Origin of the sequence: Proteus myxofaciens ATCC 19692 (assembly GCF_001654855.1) — a bacterium.
In the GTDB taxonomy this organism is placed as follows: Bacteria; Pseudomonadota; Gammaproteobacteria; order Enterobacterales; family Enterobacteriaceae; genus Proteus; species Proteus myxofaciens.
This window is the reverse complement of record NZ_LXEN01000015.1, coordinates 21,320-38,486: the sequence shown is the minus strand read 5'-3', so window position 1 is coordinate 38,486 and position 17,167 is coordinate 21,320. Positions and strand designations below refer to the sequence as shown.

Here is a 17,167-nt window from a genome sequence, read left to right as displayed (position 1 = left end):
TGTGTTATTGCCTCACTTACAGTATTATCAAAAAAAACTAGCAACATTAGGCCAGCGTCAGCTCATTATCCTTGCTGGCAATCGGTTATGGCAAAATACACAAATTGAAAAGATAATATACAACTGCCATGGCGATTGGATAACACTTTCTGATTGCTCACAACAAAAATACGCTGTCATGCCAGAAAAAGCCGCCTCGCTTTTAGGGCGCGAATTTCTTCATGGTATTTTTGATGCTAATGATGCTTTTAATACACAAGCTTTAGCGATATTAACAGGTACGCTTAAAGCAGGTAGTTGGCTTATTCTGTGTTTACCTAATATTGAAGCGTGGGATAAGTATATTGATAACGATAGTCAGCGTTGGAATGATGCCCAAGGAATAATTCCAACACCTTACTTTATGTCATGGCTAAAAGACATATCTTTAGCTAATAATCGTGTGATTTTTTTACAAGCTCCTCAATCTATATCATCTAATAAAATTTTGCCAACATTAGTAGAACAAATTCAGCCTTGGTTTCAGCCTCAAGGTTTACCAACGAAAGAGCAGGAAACAATACTAAAAACGTTATTGAAAGCAACGACAGGGATTTATAGTGTTATTGCACCAAGAGGACGAGGCAAATCGGCATTAGCGGGTATGCTTATTGAGCAATGGCCCGGCTCTGTGACTGTATGTGCACCAACAAAAAGCAGTATTGATATTTTATCGTCACATACAAATAAAACGATTTCATTTTATTCACCAGATAATCTATTAGCACTTTGCTATCAAGATGATATTCATTCTGATTGGCTAATAATCGATGAAGCGGCTATGTTGCCTATTGCTCAACTTATTGCACTGTCTACTTATTTCCCTCGTGTTTTAATGACAACGACAGTTCAAGGTTATGAAGGAACAGGGCGAGGCTTTATTCTAAAATTAGGTGATTCATTGCCTTTATTAGAACATTTTCAGCTAGAAACACCGATTCGGTTTGCAATTAACGATCCTCTAGAATGCTGGCTAAATAAGTTGTTATTGCTTGATGAGCTAAATGACAATAATGATAAGCAACAAGGTAATATAACAATTTCGCGTCATTTAGCAAATTGGCTAGAAAATAAAGAGCATCTCGAATCGTTTTATCAACTTTTAACTAGCGCACATTATCGCACAACACCTCTTGATTTACGGCGAATATTTGATGGTCAAAAACAACATTTTTGGTCAGCATGTATCAATCAAAAACAGATTGGTGCAGTGTGGTGTATTGAAGAGGGTGATTTATCACAGGAGTTAGCGCAAGAAGTGTGGCTAGGAAATCGCAGACCACGAGGTAATTTGGTTGCTCAATCCTTAGTCTCTTATGGTTTAACACCTGATGCTATGCGTTTAGCATCTTTAAGAATAAGTCGCATTGCTGTTTTACCTCAATATCGTCGCCAAAAAGTGGCTGCATCATTAATTAAAACTATAGTTGATGAGTGTTTACATAAACAAATAGATTATCTTTCTGTTAGTTTTGGTTATACCAAAGTATTAGCCCAGTTTTGGCGTGCATGTGGTTTTCATCTTGTCAGATTAGGAATACATAAGGAAGCGAGCAGTGGGTGTTATACCGCAATGGCGATATATCCTTTAACTGAAAAAGGTGAATCATTATTAAAAACATCATTAATGGCATTTAAATATCAATATCCACAAATTTATTATCAAACGGGGATCCATTTATTAGATGATATATTCCCTACTGATCTTCTGACTCAGGAAGACAACTGGCAACTCATGGCAGGTTTTGCCTTCGCACATCGTCAAGCACTCACTGTGTATTCTTGTATGGCTGCATTCTTATTCGATGAATATCAGCATTTTCCATTGTTAGTGACTTTTTTTATTGATAGAAAATCAGAGCAACATTGTATAGAACAATTTGCATTATCAAGTAAGAAAGTATTATTAAAAACACTAAGACAACAGTGTGCGCAATTAATGACTAAAAAAAATCCTCAATTAACGCAACACTATCAGCAGTGGATAACACAAAGATAAATTGCCACACGTAAACTATTTTTTATCGTCTTTTTTAGGCCAATCATCTTCATCATCCCATTTGTCATTAAAGTCTCGATGAGGTGGTAATTTGGGTTTATTTTTAAGAAACTCTTTAGGATTAACTTTTCTCATATCTTTAATGGCGGTAATGATAATTCCGACTAAAAGAATTAAAATAACCCACCAATAATCAGCAAGCCAGTTCATAAATCCACCTTATATTTTAATTGTACTTTTAAAAAAGTGTGTCTATTTTGTTGATTAGAAATGATTTACTCTAGTATGCAACAAAAAAGGTTAATAGGAACAGCATAACATGAAACGGATAATGTTAATTATAGCAGGTTGGTTATGTGTTGGGTTAGCGACACTCGGGGTTATTTTGCCGGTTTTGCCCACAACCCCTTTTTTGTTATTGGCAATGTGGTGCTTTTCAAGCTCATCACAACGTTTTCATCATTGGTTACTTTATCGTTCTTGGTTTGGTTCTTATTTACGCTATTGGCAAACATATCGAGCAATGCCGAAAGGGGCAAAACCTAAGGCGATTATTATTATTTTAGTAACTTTTGCTATTTCATTATGGCTGGTTTCATTACTTTGGGTAAGAATATTATTGCTGATAATTTTAGCTTGTTTATTAATTTTTATGTGGAGACTTCCTGTTAACAGTCAACAAGAAATCCCCAACGATAAATAATTTATTCTTCAGGTAACACAATATAATTGGCATATATCTTATCGATATGCGCTAATAGCCATTGTTTACCATGAATATTTTCTTCCTCTAATACTGATTTTAAAATATCAGGTGTATAAGCCTGTGTTGCTTCATAAGACAATGGCCAATAGCTGATATGCCAAGGTTCATAAGCAATATAGCTTTCTTTATGGGTAAATGGTCGATAAAAATCATAGGCCGACATATTGTCAGTTAACCACTCGCTTAAAGATGCAAAATAGCCATCACCTTCATATTCCCAAGGTTCTAATTGCAATGATTGACCTGCGGGTAAACGAAAAGGATCGTAAATATCGATTTCAGTCCCCCAGTGATGGCGACTTGCACCAGGTAGTGCAGACCATTTTAAAATAGCCTGACAACGCTCGCCTTCTGATAATTTCTGGATATCAATCGGTTGACTTTGTGCATCAAGCACAGGGCGAGAGCCATCAAATTTACCATTCCAGATTGCTAATTGACGTTTAAAATCACGAAATGAACTTGCGGGTTCTAATTTAAAACCTGCTTTAGCTGCCTTTTGTTGTAATGCTAAAAATGCTTTAGTGGCATTAAATTGTAAGCGATGCTTGCCTGATAATGTAACAAGATGAGAGTTTGAACGACCAGTCAGCATTAACGGGGTTATCATAAGATGAGCTGCTCCATAATTCGCTGATAAATTCGACTTAATTGCTGTAAGTCTGCGGCATTAACACACTCATTCACTTTATGAATTGTTGCATTTACGGGACCTAATTCGACTACTTGAGCGCCCATTTGAGCAATAAAACGGCCATCAGAAGTCCCACCGCTGGTTGATAATACAGTCTCTAAATTAGTGTAATGCTTTATCGCGTAGCGTACAGAATCAAGTAATTTACCTTGTCCTGTAATAAAAGGTTGCCCTGATAAAGACCAATCAAGAGAATAATGCAGTTGATATTTATCTAAGAGACTTTTTGTACGCAGGCGAATTTCTTCATCAGTAATCGCGGTGCTAAAACGGAAATTAAATTGAATAAATAAGTCACCAGGAATCACATTATTACTGCCTGTTCCTGCATGAATATTGGCGATTTGCATCGTTGTTGCAGGGAAAAACTCGTTTCCTTCATCCCATACGGTGTCTACAAGTTCTTGAATAAAAGGTGCAGCCCGATGAATAGGATTCTCAGCTAAATGAGGATAAGCAACATGGCCTTGTACACCATGAATTGTTAAGTTAGCGGTGATAGAACCACGACGACCATTTTTAACCATATCGCCTAGTTGAGTTTGGCTTGAAGGTTCACCAACAAGGCAATAATCAAGACGTTCACCTCGTGACATTAACGATTCAACGACTTTTACAGTACCATCAGCCGCTTTAGCTTCTTCATCTGATGTAATAAGAAAAGCAAGGCGTCCGCGATGTTCAGGATAAGCATGGACAAAACGCTCAGCAGCAACAATCATCGCCGCAATAGAGCCTTTCATATCTGCAGCACCGCGACCATAAAGCATACCATCACGTAATGAGGGCTCAAAAGGATGTGTATCCCACATAGCGATGTCACCAGTAGGAACTACATCTGTATGTCCTGCAAATGCGAGTGTTTCTCCTTCGCCGCCACGACATGCCCATAAATTGTCAGTCTCACCAAAAGGCATTTTTTCTATGGTGAAACCAAGTGGGGTAAGTCTATCAATAATCAGTTGTTGGCAACCTTGATCATCTGGGCTGATCGATGGGCGTGAGATAAGTTGTTGTGCAAGTTCAAGAACAGGGCAGGACATAAAAATTAGGCTCCTGTAAAGGTCAAATAATCATTATCATTAAAGCCGACAATATAACGGTTGTCAGAAGAAACTAAAATAGGTCGTTTGATAATAGCAGGACTATTAAGCATTAAGGAAATGGCGGAATCAACATCAACAATCGTCTTTTTTTTATCCTCAGATAATTGACGCCAAGTTGTTCCTCTTTTATTCACAAGTGTCTGCCAATCTAAATTTTCTGTAAATGTGCGTAATAATGCTTCCGTCAAACCCTCTTTGCGGTAATCATGAAACGTATACGGAATATTATTCTCATCAAGCCATTTACGTGCTTTTTTGATTGTATCGCAATTTTTTATGCCGTACATCGTATAGGCCGAGTTGGTAGTAGACATGATATTTTCCTTATATGACAATGCGTAATATCAGCATTAATGCGAATGAGTGTTATACAGATCCAAAATAACAGGTTTTACTGTAGTGAAAAATCCTATTTACATTATAAAATATATCGGTTATTAACCTGTGACCATAGTGTAACGAATTGTGTAACGTAGAGTAATAGAAATAAAGATTTCTGTTGGTAAAAAGAAAATATGAAAAGTATTTCACTGAGTCTTATATTGCTTTTACTCTCTACTTTTAGCTGGGCGAACGATGATGACGAAGGCAAAAAAGTCGATGAGTATAAAACAGCCCTACAGGCATTTTTTAACAGTGATTATTTATTGTGTTTAGGCGAGGGAAAATGGCCCGTTTATAGCAATGAAAATGATGCGCCTTGGGTATTGGAACGAATGCATGCGTTAATGAAAGCGGGTTTGATTGAACAAACCGAAAATGGTGATGAATGGGTATTTAATCTTAGTGAAAAAGGGCGTAAAGCTTGGCAACCCTACCAAGACTTCTGTTATGGACACCTATTTATTAGCCAAATTAAAGAAATACAGCCAATAGATTCAGGTAAAAGTAAGATTTACTTTTACTATGGTGTAAAAGATATCCCTAATTGGGCCAATAATGCAGAAATACAGTCTGCATTTAGTGAGCTTGATATTGTATTAAACGGTATCAATAGAGAGCTTTATCAATTAAAAGTGGAAAAGTTGCCGGATAATCATTTTAAAGTTTTAAGTTATCCAGTTCCGATAGAGTAAGAGTAGATAATTTATGACCCCGACCATCGTGTCGGGGTTAATTATAATAAGTGTTACGTTTTAATGCTGATGTTTAATTAAGATAAGGCTAGCCGCTAAACGCGAAGTTACTTGTAATTTTTTTAAAATATTACGGATATGCACTTTCACTGTCTCTTCAGAAATAAACAGATTTTCTGCAATTTGCTTATTTTTCATTCCAATAGATACTTCATGTAATACATCAAGCTCTCTTTTTGTTAATGCTGAAAGTGGATCGGAATAACTTTGCCTAAGTTGAATATATTGCCATACCCGTTCACTATAAACAGGGTGTCCAACAACGGCTTTACGTAAACTTAACATCAACATGTCTAATTCACACTCTTTTAAAAGATACCCGTTTGCTCCAGCATCCAAGGCTGTATATACATCATTACGAGAATCTGAAAGTGATAAAACCAGAATATAAGATGTTAAACCTGAACGACGAAGAGCACGAATAATATCAATACCAGAACGCCCTTGAAGATGTAAATCCAGCATAATCAAATCTGGATTTAACTGTTTTGCGGTGGTTATTGCCTCTTGTGCATTGCCACTTTCACCTACTACGACAAACTCCTTGTCTTTTTCTAACAATAGCCGTAATCCATATCTCATGATAGGGTGATCATCCACTATCATAATTGAGTAGCTAGGCATAACCCCTCTCCCTAAAAAAATAATAATGTGCGTAATCTTTTCAAAAGTAGAAAATAAAAAACAAATTCCAAAAAGGAATAAAATGAGAATCGGGTATCTTATTAAAACAATAAGAAAATAAAATTGACGGTTCGCAATATTACACCAAATATTGTTACGGGTAAAAAAGAAAATAACCAAAACGACTAACAAAACAGCTAACTCATGTTATTTTCTTTTATAACAGTGTGTTATGGGTTTGTTTTTATATTTTATAATTAATAAACTACTGAAAATAGTTATTGATTTATAAAACAATATAAATTTTTTAATTATTTTAAAAGTTAATTTAGTTGCAGATAAATAATAAACAAAGATTGTCTTTTTTCTGTTCGAGATTATAAACAAAAAGAATTAGATAGACATTTAATAATATACCTATAACTAGGTATTAATAATATATAATAAAGGATGATTATTTAATTAAAAAAAGTGTCGGTGTTGTCATGATTTAACGTGTTATTCCCTTTATACTAACAGAGCCCTTACCCTATCGACACAAAAGGATATAGAGATGGAAGATAAATTATTAAAACAGAATGCTCTCGATTTTCATGAATTTCCAAGTCCAGGTAAAATAACGGTGACGCCAACCAAACCACTATTAACTCAACGTGATTTAGCATTGGCTTATTCGCCTGGTGTTGCGGTGCCGTGTTTAGAAATTGCTAAAAATCCTTTAAATGCTTACCGATATACAGCGAAAGGTAATCTTGTAGCGGTTATTTCTAATGGTACAGCAGTATTAGGGTTAGGTAACATTGGTGCTTTAGCAGGTAAGCCCGTAATGGAAGGTAAGGGCGTATTATTTAAAAAGTTTTCTGGTGTTGATGTTTTCGACATTGAAGTTAATGAAACAGATCCCGATAAACTTGTTGATATTATTGCATCATTAGAGCCAACATTTGGTGGTATTAATTTAGAAGATATAAAAGCACCAGAGTGTTTTTATATTGAGCAAAAACTACGCGAAAGAATGAATATACCTGTTTTCCATGATGATCAACATGGAACCGCGATTATTTCAACCGCTGCGATTATCAATGGATTACGTATTGTCCGCAAAGATATAGATAAAGTTAGATTAGTTGTATCAGGTGCAGGTGCTGCATCGATTGCTTGTATGAACTTATTAGTGGCATTAGGTTTAAAACGCGAACATATCACAGTTTGTGATTCTAAAGGCGTTATCTACCAAGGTCGTGAAGAGAATATGGCACCAACAAAAGCTGCTTATGCGATTAAAGATAATGGTAGCCGTACTCTTGATGATGTCATTCAAAATGCTGATATATTCTTAGGGTGTTCAGGGCCTGGTGTATTAACACAAGAAATGGTTAAAAAAATGGCAAGAGACCCGCTTATTCTTGCGCTTGCTAATCCTGAACCCGAAATTTTACCTCCATTAGTGAAAGCCGTTCGTTCTGATGCAATAATTTGCACTGGTCGTTCTGACTACCCAAATCAAGTTAACAATGTTCTTTGCTTTCCCTTTATTTTCCGTGGCGCCCTTGATGTAGGAGCGACTGCAATAAATGAAGAAATGAAATTAGCTTGTGTACATGCTATTGCTGAACTTGCGCTTGCTGAACAAAATGAAGAGGTTGCCACCGCTTATGGTGATCAAGAGCTTTCTTTTGGACCTGAATACATTATTCCTAAACCTTTTGATCCACGCCTTATTGTTAAAATAGCACCCGCAGTTGCTAAAGCTGCTATGGATTCTGGTGTAGCAACGCGTCCAATTAAAGATTTCTCTGCTTATATTGAGCACCTTAATGAGTTTGTGTATAAAACGAATTTATTTATGAAGCCAATTTTCGCTCAAGCAAAAAAAGAGAAAAAACGTATAGTTCTGGCAGAAGGTGAAGAAAACCGCGTATTACATGCAACTCAAGAGCTTGTGACATTAGGATTGGCCTATCCTATTCTTATTGGTCGTCCAAGTGTTATTGAAATGCGCATTAAAAAGTTAGGTTTGCATATTCAAGCGGGTAAAGATTTTGAAGTGGTGAATAATGAAAATGATCCTCGCTTTAAAGAATATTGGCAGGAATATTATCAAATCATGAAACGAAGAGGCGTTTCACAAGAGCAAGCTCGTCGAGCTATGATTGGTAATCCAACACTCATTGGTGCAATTATGGTACGCCGTGGTGAAGCTGACGGTTTAATTTGTGGCACAGTAGGAAGTTATTCTGAGCATTTAGAGGTATATAAAAACGTGTTTGGTTTCCGTGATGGAATGCAAACCGCTGGTGCAATGAATGCGTTATTGCTGCCTAGCGGTAATACCTTTATTACAGATACCTACGTTAACGAAGATCCTACTGCGACACAATTAGTCGATATTACATTAATGGCCGTTGATACTATTCGACGTTTCGGTATTGAACCTAAAGTTGCGCTTGTTTCTCGCTCTAGCTTTGGATCATTTGATAGTCCATCCTCCATAAAACTAAGAGAAGCGTTAGCGATAATTAAACAACGCGCACCTGAATTAGAAATTGATGGTGAAATGCATGCTGATGCTGCATTAGTTGAAAATATTCGTCGTGATATTATGCCAGACAGTCCATTAAAAGGTTCTGCTAATCTTCTTGTGATGCCAACAATGGAAGCTGCACGTATTAGCTATAATTTATTACGTGTAACAAGCTCCGATGGTGTAACAGTAGGACCTGTTTTAATGGGAATTGCAAAACCAGCACATATATTAACGCCTATCGCATCTGTACGTCGTATTGTTAATATGGTGGCATTAGCTGTTGTTGAAGCTCAAACTCAAGCATAAATGCTATGTTATTTTAAAAAAGCGCCTTATTAGGCGCTTTATTTTTACGACAAAAAGCAAATAAAAATCATTATGATATTGATAATTATTATTAACTAAATTAGTCTATCACCCCTTTATGTAAGTAAATATGATTAGCAAGGGTGGCTATGTTTTATTCAATATCAAAAAAAATATTTTTTATTAGTGTATTAGCACTACTTTCAGCTTGTCATTCATCTAAAAAATCCCCTTCACAAACAATGGATTTATCAGCAATAAATTCAGCTAAAATTATTGATACACAAACAGGAAAATTAATCAGTGCAGACATGCTGTTAGCCGAATTAGCGACTAAACCTCGTGTGATAATAGGTGAAAAACATGACAACGCTTATCATCATGATATTGAATATTGGCTAATGACGGAGCTTCCTAAAAAACGTCCTCAAGGTGCGATATTACTTGAAATGCTGACACCGAGTCAGCAAGTGTTAGTCGACAATACTAAAAAGCGCTATTCAGGCTCTGAATATTTACGCGATGAGCGATTAATGCAAACTTTACAATGGAATGCTGGCTGGCCATGGAAATGGTATGGCAATCTAGTAAAAGAAGCGCTAAGCGCAGATTATTCACTACTCGCCGCAAATATTGATCGTAATGAAATTACTCAGGCTTATCAACATCCTCCCATCATTGAAGGCGAAAAATCGACAGCGCCTTTTGTTCGTCAATTAATCTTAGAAACAATTCGTGTTGCTCATGGTAACGAACTTGATAAAGAGCAAGGTGAAAAAATGACGGCTATCCAGCAATTACGTGATAGAGCAATGGCACAGCATTTATTAGCAGCGCCACAACCCGCTTTATTAATTGCAGGTTCGTTTCATGCCAGTAAAGTTATGGGTGTCCCTTTACATATTAGTGATCTAGCGCCGAATCAATCAGTAACAGTAGTGATTATGGCGGAAGAAGGTAGTGATATTACAGGCGCTCACGCTGACTATCTTTGGATAACACCGGCTACATTATCTCACTAATAGATATCGATATTATGCTTATCTCTTTTTGTACAAATCAAATGCCAAGATTTCAACTGTTTAATTATAGAGCGGTGATATTGGCTATCGCTATACATGCAATTTTAGTCGTGACTTATTACTACTTTAATAAAGAAAGAACTGAATTAATACTTGAGCCTGAAGTTGCTGTTATGCTGAGTTTTAGCGAAAACGTACAGGCTATTAATAATGAGAAGCAAGCAATAGGTATTGATCAACAATTAGCGGTTGCTAGCCAAAAAAAAGTAGAGCAAATAGCGACAGAAAAACAACCTAATCTGCTCGTTAATGAAAAAGCCGAGCTATTGGTTGAGAAACCAAAGAAAATTGTTCATGTAGAGCAAACAGCAAAAGTTTCCCCTATGCCAACTCCGACAAAAACAACGCCTATATTGAGTGAAAATATATCAAGTTTATCTGCGCCCTCAACTAGCCGTTCTTCTGCAAAACAGCAAGCAACTGATGTTAGTGCCAATTATGATAGTGATTCAGATAAAGAAGCAGATGCGTTAGCCTTGTGGCATGCGAAAACGAAAGGGCATCTTAACCGTTATAAGGAATATCCTGATGAAGCGAGAAGTAAAGGTAAGACAGGAATATCCAAAGTGCGCTTTTTTGTTGATGAACGAGGTTATGTTATTTCGAGTGAGCTAATTGTAAGTAGTGGTACTCGTTCTTTAGATAGAGAAGCACAAAAAGTGCTTAAACGAGCTCAACCTTTACCGATACCGCCTACAGAGCTACTTTTTAAAGGGCGAGTATTGGTTGAAATGCCGATTGAGTTTTCAACATTAACGTTTTAATCGCGATTAAAAAGGAAAGAGAGAGTGATGCTATTTATGGCAAAAAAAAGGATGACGTTGCAATTAACGAGTGCGATCATGGTGCTATTAATTTCAGCAACACCAACATGGGCTCAAAATCAGAAGGACTCCCTGACAATGCCACCAAAAGCAAATAAAATTCCTCATGAAATGACAGCACATGGGGATAGCCGCACTGATAACTATTACTGGTTAAGAGATGATACTCGTAACGATCCTAACGTTCTAGATTACCTCAATGCCGAAAATGCCTATACCGATTTAGTCATGAAAGAAGGTAAAGCGTTAGAAGAAACCTTATTTAATGAAATGGTAAGTCGTATGGCTCAAAATGATGAGTCAGTTCCTTATATTTATAATGGATATACTTATCGCACTATTTATCAAGAAGGCAAAGACTTCCCAATTTATCAACGTAAACCTGTTAATAGTGAACAAGAATGGGAAGTGCTAGTTGATGGTAATGAACGTGCTAAAGGGCACGAGTTTTATCAATTAGGCACACTTTCAATTAGTCCTGATAATAAACGTATTGCAATAGCAGAAGATAAAGAAGGGCGTAGGAATTATACTGTTGCCTATAAAGCACTTAGCGATAGCGCATGGAAAGAAGGCGTATTAACAGATATCTCGCCTAATTTAGTCTGGGCTAATGATAGCAAAACGATTTTTTATGTAGATAAAAATCCACAAACACTATTACCTTATCAAATTTATCGTCATCAATACGGCACACCTCGCAAAGATGATATTAAAATTTTTGAAGAGAATGATGATAGATTTTATACATGGATGGGTAAAAGTAAATCAGAAGACTATATTCTCGTTTCAATCGAAAGCTCAACAACGTCAGAATATCGTCTTATTGATGCTAATGCGCCAGATAAACCGATGGTTATGTTTTCACCTCGTCAAGAAGGTCGCGAATACTCTGTTGACCATTTTAAAAATGAATTCTATATTCGCTCAAACCATGAAAGTGAACTTTTTGGTCTCTATAAAACGGATGCGATAGATAAACCTTGGCAAACGATTATTGCTCCACAAGATGATGTTGATTTAGAGGATTTTGATCTTTTTAATCGTTGGCTGGTGGTTGAAGAGCGAAAACAAGGGTTATCCTCTATACGCCAAATTGATTGGCAAACTGGGAAATCAACGAATATCATCTTTGATGATCCTGTGTATATGGCATGGCTAGGCTTTAATCCACAAGCTGACAGCGAAGAGCTACGTTTTGGTTATACCTCCATGACAACGCCAACATCGACCTATCAATGGAATATGCAAAACCATCAAAAGCAGCTTCTTAAACAACAAGAAGTGAAAGGTTTTGAACATGATTTATATGAGAGTGAACGTATTTGGGTAGCGGCGAAAGATGGCGTGAAAGTACCCGTTTCTTTAGTTTATCGAAAAGATTTATTTAAAAAAGGTGAAAATCCTATCTTGATCTATGGTTATGGCTCTTATGGAAGTAGTATTGATCCATCCTTTAGCTCACCGCGATTAAGCTTATTAGATAGAGGCTTTGTGTACGCCATTGTTCATGTTAGAGGTGGTGGTGAGCTAGGTAAACGCTGGTATAATCAAGGTAAAATGGAACATAAAGTCAATAGTTTTACTGATTTTATTGATGCTACAAGATACTTAATTAAAGAAGGCTATGGTTCATCTCAGCATGTTTATGCGATGGGGGGTAGCGCTGGTGGCTTATTAATGGGGGCAGTGATTAACATGGCTCCTGAATTATACCGAGGTGTTGTTGCTCAAGTTCCTTTTGTCGATGTAGTCACAACAATGCAAGATGCATCAATTCCATTAACAACTGGAGAATATGAAGAGTGGGGAAATCCGGCTGATAAAGACGTTTATTTCCGCATAAAATCTTATAGCCCATACGATAATATTGTTGCTAAAGATTATCCACATTTATTCGTTACAACAGGATTACATGATTCACAAGTTCAATACTGGGAGCCTGCAAAATGGGTTGCTAAATTACGTGAATTAAAAACTGATAATAATTTATTACTATTAGAAACGAATATGAGTGCAGGGCATGGTGGTAAATCAGGTCGTTTTAATCGTTTACGTGATGTAGCTAAAGAATATGCATTTATTCTTATGCTAGAGCAACCTGAGATTTATTTTAAAGCTCAAAATATAAAGTAAACAAATTTAATATAATGCTGCTTCTCTTATAGAGAGGCAGTATTCGTATTATAAAATATAAAATATAAAATATAAAAATAAATATTTCTTATTATAATAAAATCATTTTTATTATGGCTATTTTTTTCTTAAAAGCAGCGTGAGCCTATTTAATAACTAAATAATAAAGAATAGGTTTTTATGAAATTTACAAGGAAACTACTCAGCAGCATTATTTTATTTTCAGGTATTCATCATATTGCTATCGCTGAAGATAATGAAAAAGTAATCCAATTTAGTAGCTTAAAAATATCAGCGGCTAAAAAAGAGACACCAGAACAAAAAGCACTGGCAAAGCCAGGTGCTTATAGTGCAATTGGTGAAATTAATAATTTAGAATCAGTAGAGCAAGCATTGCGTTCTACACCAGGAACTTATACACAAATGGATGTAAGCCAACCAGGTGTGAGTGTGAATATCCGTGGCTTAAGTGGCTTTGGCCGAGTTAATATGATGGTTGATGGTGTGACGCAGACGATGTATAGCACATCGCCTAGTCAATATGCACACGGTGCACAGCCTTATAGCCAGTTTAACAGTATGATTGATCCGAATTTTATTATTCAAGTTGATATTTCTCGAGGTCAACAAGATGGTGAAAATAGTATTAATGCCCTAGCAGGAAGTGCTAATTTTAAAACAATTGGTATAGAAGATGTTTTATTTAAAGGACATACTTGGGGCGTGAGAAGTAAAGCAGCAGGGGGAACTAATGGATTAGGATATAATGGAATGGTTGCCATTGCAGGACAACGTTCATTATTTAATGATAATGGAAATATAGGGGCCATGATGGCATTAAGTGGGCACAAAATAGAATCGTCTTATAAAAATGGAGCGGGATTTAATAGTGAAGAATTCGCCACAAGCAAAGAATTTAATCAAAGACCTCATTCAGAGTTAGCTAAAATTAAAATTAAGCCTAATGATTCACATGAATTAGAATTAAGTGGCCGTTTTTATGATAATAATTTTAATCGTCGTAAAATTAATGCGAAAGATTATTATGCAAAATATCGTTATACGCCGTTAAATGATCTCTTTGATAGTGAAATTATGTTAAGTCACAGCAAAGCATCACAAAAATTTGCAGGCGATTCTTTGGTGAGCTTACGTGAAGCCAATGCAGAAAATATTTCTGATGCATTAGTTGCAAAAAACACAAGTCGTTTTAATGCTGGTGAATTAGATATGGCATTAACATTAGGCTCTAAATTAATGTCTACCGAATATAAACGCAGTGTTATTGCACCATCGATTGATCCTCAACAGTCCATAAATATGGTTGAATATAATCCATTTGCACCACAAGGAAAAAATGATTTAACCAGTTTCTTTTCACAAATGAAATTTGAATATGATATTTATACACTCGACCTTAATTTAAATTATGTTGATTATCATATTAAAGGACGCAAACCCGCTTGTGATCCACGTGCGGCTTGTTTCCCTGAGGGTGAAATGAATCTAAATCGCCATGATAGGAATTGGGATCCAGGTGCGTTATTTTCCGCACAAATTATTCCAGAATTTCAGCCTTTTGTCAGTTATGCACATACAATGAGAGCGCCGACATCACAAGAAATCTTCTTTGCTAATGAAGGCGGTGCATCAATGAATCCCTTCTTAAAAAGTGAAAAAGCAGACACTTACCAAATTGGTTTTAATAGTTATCGCCCTGATTTAATTATTGATGGCGACAGTTTTAGGCTTAAGGCACTGTGGTATCACACTAAAATAAAAAATTATATTTCGAGTGATTCTTATTCAGTATGCAAAGGCGGTATCCGTTGCAAAATTGATAGTTCTTTAACTCTTGAAGATTATGCTGGAATAGAATATGACGGTAATATTTTCCTGTATACCAATAGTCTAGAACCTGTGGCCTTGCGTGGTTACGAAATTCAAGCTAATTATGATGCTGGTGTTTTCTATACGAATCTTTCATACAGTAATCAACGAACTTCACAGCCTACATCACTTGCCAGTACAGATTTTGGACAAACGCCGGCATCTGAATTACCTAAATACTATGCCACGATTGATACCGGTATTCGTCTATTTGATGATCAATCATTAGAATTAGGTACGGTGATTCAAATAACAGGAAAATCACGTAAATCTTCACCTGAAGGAATGGATCTCGATACAGGCGCTGTACCAATGGTTGACCAAGAAAAGATCCCAACTGTTATTGATGTCTATAGTAATTATCGAATTAATAAAAATGTTTCATTAAAATTTGCTGTACATAACTTAATGAATAAGAATTACTCAAATGCATTAGATAGAAGTAATTCAGCGCCTGATATGTATGAACAAGGTCGAGATAGACAAACAGCAAGAGGCCGTAGTTTCCTTTTAGGAGGAGAGATTCGCTTCTAATCGTTTTTAATATTAAATAATAAAAAATGGCATCAATATTAATACGATGCCATTTTTTGTAAGCGTTATATTGTAAACCTGTCAATTATCATCAGTTTTAGAGACTGTTTTACGCTTTGCTCTTAATTTTTGCGTTTTCACGACTTCGCTGGTGATCCAACCATCTTCAACCCGTGTTTTTAGCTCATCGCCTTTTTTAACTTGTTTTGTATTTTTTAGCACTTCACCAGAAACGGTTTCACTTATGCTGTAACCGCGTGAAAGTGTTGCGAGTGGGCTCGCACTTTCTAATCTAGAACAGCTAATTGCAAATTGTTCTCGTTGACGTGATAGCTGTTGTGAAATACTTTCTCTCATGCGGTAAATCAGTTGTTGTTGATGACGAAATAGTGCTTGAATTTGAGAGGTAGGCTCATAATAGTTAAGACGTTTTTGTAATTGTATCTGCTGTTGTTGCTTAGCTTGTAAAATTTCTTGAAAACGAGCGATCAGACGTTGCTTCGTTGCTGATAATAAGTTTTGTTGACGAGCAAGACGTAAATGAGGATGTTGTTGCTGTAAACGGTGAATTAGCTGTGTTGTTGCACGTGATTTTTTAGCTAAATAGTAATCCATCGCCATTTCAAGACGCTGTTGTTGTGATTGTAATTGGCGTAATAACTCAAGTTTATTTCGGCTAATTAGCTCAGCAGCCGCTGAAGGCGTTGGTGCTCGTAAATCAGCAATAAAATCGGCAATAGTGACATCAGTTTCATGACCTATAGCACTAACAATGGGAATGTGGCTGGCAAAAATCGCACGTGCAACACGTTCATCATTAAAAGCCCAAAGATCTTCTAATGAACCACCACCACGGCCAACAATGAGAACATCACACTCTTTACGACGATTAGCTAACTCAATGGCATGCACAATTTGCATAGGCGCTTCAGTACCTTGTACTGCGGTAGGATAGATAACCACAGGCAAAGAAGGATCACGACGACGAAGAATATGTAAAATATCATGTAATGCAGCACCTGTTGATGATGTGATTACACCTAATTGTTTAGCAGGAGAGGGTAATGGTTTTTTATGGCTAGCATCAAATAAGCCTTCACTAGTCAGCTTTTGTTTGAGTAATTCAAATTGCTGTTGTAAAAGCCCATCACCAGCAGGTTGCATACTTTCAACAATAAGTTGGTAATCACCTCGAGGCTCATACAATGTGATAGTTGCTCTAACTAATACTTGCTGACCGTGCTGTGGGCGAAATGTCACTTTAGAATTTTGACCACGAAACATCGCTGCTCTTATTTGTGCATTAGTATCTTTTAAAGTGAAATACCAATGACCAGAAGCAGGCTGAGTGAAATTAGAAATTTCTGCACTGATCCAAATGCGCCCCATTTCCATTTCTAAGAGCTGTCGAACGGTCTTATTTAGGCGACTAACAGTAAAAATATTGTTATTTAGTGGTGATGTCATGTGAGCCAGATCAAATTTTAAAACAAAGACTTAATTA

14 protein-coding genes are annotated in these 17,167 nt (G+C 36.4%); 8 read left to right on the top strand and 6 right to left on the bottom strand.

The features are described from left to right. The first annotated feature begins 1 nt into the window (after position 1). The gene (locus M983_RS01880; protein ID WP_066746172.1) at positions 2–2,038 is read left to right on the top strand and encodes a tRNA(Met) cytidine acetyltransferase TmcA; all 2,037 of its coding nucleotides are present in this window, start codon (positions 2–4) and stop codon (positions 2,036–2,038) included. Positions 2,039–2,053: 15 nt separating this feature from the next. Here M983_RS01880 and M983_RS01875 read toward each other — a convergent pair whose 3' ends face one another. Next, the gene (locus M983_RS01875) at positions 2,054–2,248 is read right to left on the bottom strand and encodes a YpfN family protein (protein ID WP_066746170.1); all 195 of its coding nucleotides are present in this window, start codon (positions 2,246–2,248) and stop codon (positions 2,054–2,056) included. A 109-nt stretch (positions 2,249–2,357) separates the two neighbouring features. On the opposite strand from M983_RS01875, the gene M983_RS01870 reads away from it, so the two are divergent. Beyond that, positions 2,358–2,741, top strand: a complete 384-nt coding sequence (locus M983_RS01870; protein WP_066746168.1) for a DUF454 family protein — start codon at positions 2,358–2,360, stop codon at positions 2,739–2,741. Position 2,742: 1 nt separating this feature from the next. On the opposite strand, the gene M983_RS01865 is transcribed toward M983_RS01870, so the two are convergent. Genes M983_RS01865 through M983_RS01855 form a run of 3 tightly spaced genes read right to left on the bottom strand, consistent with a single transcriptional unit; the run spans position 2,743 to position 4,918 of the window. Beyond that, positions 2,743–3,414 (bottom strand): M15 family metallopeptidase, encoded by a 672-nt coding sequence (locus M983_RS01865; protein ID WP_066746165.1) that lies wholly within the window; start codon positions 3,412–3,414, stop codon positions 2,743–2,745. Then, entirely contained in the window at positions 3,411–4,541 is a 1,131-nt protein-coding gene (dapE, locus tag M983_RS01860) for a succinyl-diaminopimelate desuccinylase (RefSeq protein ID WP_066746162.1), read from the bottom strand. The genes M983_RS01865 and dapE overlap by 4 nt, the downstream gene beginning before the upstream one ends. Before the next feature lie 5 nt (positions 4,542–4,546). After that, the gene (locus M983_RS01855) at positions 4,547–4,918 is read right to left on the bottom strand and encodes an ArsC family reductase (protein ID WP_066746159.1); all 372 of its coding nucleotides are present in this window, start codon (positions 4,916–4,918) and stop codon (positions 4,547–4,549) included. A gap of 201 nt (positions 4,919–5,119) precedes the next feature. Between M983_RS01855 and M983_RS01850 the strand changes: the two genes are divergently transcribed. Then, complete coding sequence (locus M983_RS01850; protein WP_066746157.1) at positions 5,120–5,680, top strand: hypothetical protein; 561 nt, start codon at positions 5,120–5,122, stop codon at positions 5,678–5,680. A 60-nt stretch (positions 5,681–5,740) separates the two neighbouring features. Here the strand turns inward: M983_RS01850 and M983_RS01845 are convergent, their stop codons facing one another. Then, positions 5,741–6,364 carry a response regulator gene (locus tag M983_RS01845; RefSeq protein ID WP_066746154.1) on the bottom strand — a complete coding sequence of 208 codons (624 nt, stop codon included), beginning with the start codon at positions 6,362–6,364 and terminating at the stop codon, positions 5,741–5,743. A 553-nt stretch (positions 6,365–6,917) separates the two neighbouring features. Here M983_RS01845 and maeB point away from each other — a divergent pair. The 5 genes from maeB to M983_RS01820 all read left to right on the top strand — a co-directional run bounded on the left by maeB (position 6,918) and on the right by M983_RS01820 (position 15,663). Further along, positions 6,918–9,197, top strand: a complete 2,280-nt coding sequence (gene maeB / locus M983_RS01840) for an NADP-dependent oxaloacetate-decarboxylating malate dehydrogenase (RefSeq protein WP_066746152.1) — start codon at positions 6,918–6,920, stop codon at positions 9,195–9,197. A 149-nt stretch (positions 9,198–9,346) separates the two neighbouring features. Further along, positions 9,347–10,219 (top strand): ChaN family lipoprotein, encoded by an 873-nt coding sequence (locus M983_RS01835; RefSeq protein ID WP_066746150.1) that lies wholly within the window; start codon positions 9,347–9,349, stop codon positions 10,217–10,219. A 74-nt stretch (positions 10,220–10,293) separates the two neighbouring features. Further along, a complete protein-coding gene (locus M983_RS01830) occupies positions 10,294–11,043 on the top strand; it encodes an energy transducer TonB family protein (protein WP_245683992.1) in 750 nt (249 codons plus the stop codon). Positions 11,044–11,070: 27 nt separating this feature from the next. Continuing rightward, on the top strand, positions 11,071–13,239 hold the full coding sequence (locus M983_RS01825; protein WP_083954523.1) for a S9 family peptidase: 2,169 nt from the start codon (positions 11,071–11,073) through the stop codon (positions 13,237–13,239). A gap of 180 nt (positions 13,240–13,419) precedes the next feature. After that, positions 13,420–15,663 (top strand): TonB-dependent receptor, encoded by a 2,244-nt coding sequence (locus M983_RS01820; protein WP_066746144.1) that lies wholly within the window; start codon positions 13,420–13,422, stop codon positions 15,661–15,663. A gap of 81 nt (positions 15,664–15,744) precedes the next feature. Here the strand turns inward: M983_RS01820 and xseA are convergent, their stop codons facing one another. Further along, the gene (gene xseA, locus M983_RS01815; protein ID WP_066746142.1) at positions 15,745–17,130 is read right to left on the bottom strand and encodes an exodeoxyribonuclease VII large subunit; all 1,386 of its coding nucleotides are present in this window, start codon (positions 17,128–17,130) and stop codon (positions 15,745–15,747) included. Positions 17,131–17,167: the final 37 nt, after the last annotated feature.

Coding starts and splice junctions, on each gene's coding strand:
- M983_RS01845 (WP_066746154.1), bottom strand. CDS start 6,364: ATGCCTAGCTACTCAATTATGATAGTGGATGATCACCCTATCATGAGA.
- M983_RS01825 (WP_083954523.1), top strand. CDS start 11,071: ATGCTATTTATGGCAAAAAAAAGGATGACGTTGCAATTAACGAGTGCG.
- M983_RS01835 (WP_066746150.1), top strand. CDS start 9,347: ATGTTTTATTCAATATCAAAAAAAATATTTTTTATTAGTGTATTAGCA.
- M983_RS01855 (WP_066746159.1), bottom strand. CDS start 4,918: ATGTCTACTACCAACTCGGCCTATACGATGTACGGCATAAAAAATTGC.
- M983_RS01865 (WP_066746165.1), bottom strand. CDS start 3,414: ATGATAACCCCGTTAATGCTGACTGGTCGTTCAAACTCTCATCTTGTT.
- M983_RS01820 (WP_066746144.1), top strand. CDS start 13,420: ATGAAATTTACAAGGAAACTACTCAGCAGCATTATTTTATTTTCAGGT.
- xseA (WP_066746142.1), bottom strand. CDS start 17,130: ATGACATCACCACTAAATAACAATATTTTTACTGTTAGTCGCCTAAAT.
- M983_RS01875 (WP_066746170.1), bottom strand. CDS start 2,248: ATGAACTGGCTTGCTGATTATTGGTGGGTTATTTTAATTCTTTTAGTC.
- maeB (WP_066746152.1), top strand. CDS start 6,918: ATGGAAGATAAATTATTAAAACAGAATGCTCTCGATTTTCATGAATTT.
- M983_RS01870 (WP_066746168.1), top strand. CDS start 2,358: ATGAAACGGATAATGTTAATTATAGCAGGTTGGTTATGTGTTGGGTTA.
- M983_RS01850 (WP_066746157.1), top strand. CDS start 5,120: ATGAAAAGTATTTCACTGAGTCTTATATTGCTTTTACTCTCTACTTTT.
- dapE (WP_066746162.1), bottom strand. CDS start 4,541: ATGTCCTGCCCTGTTCTTGAACTTGCACAACAACTTATCTCACGCCCA.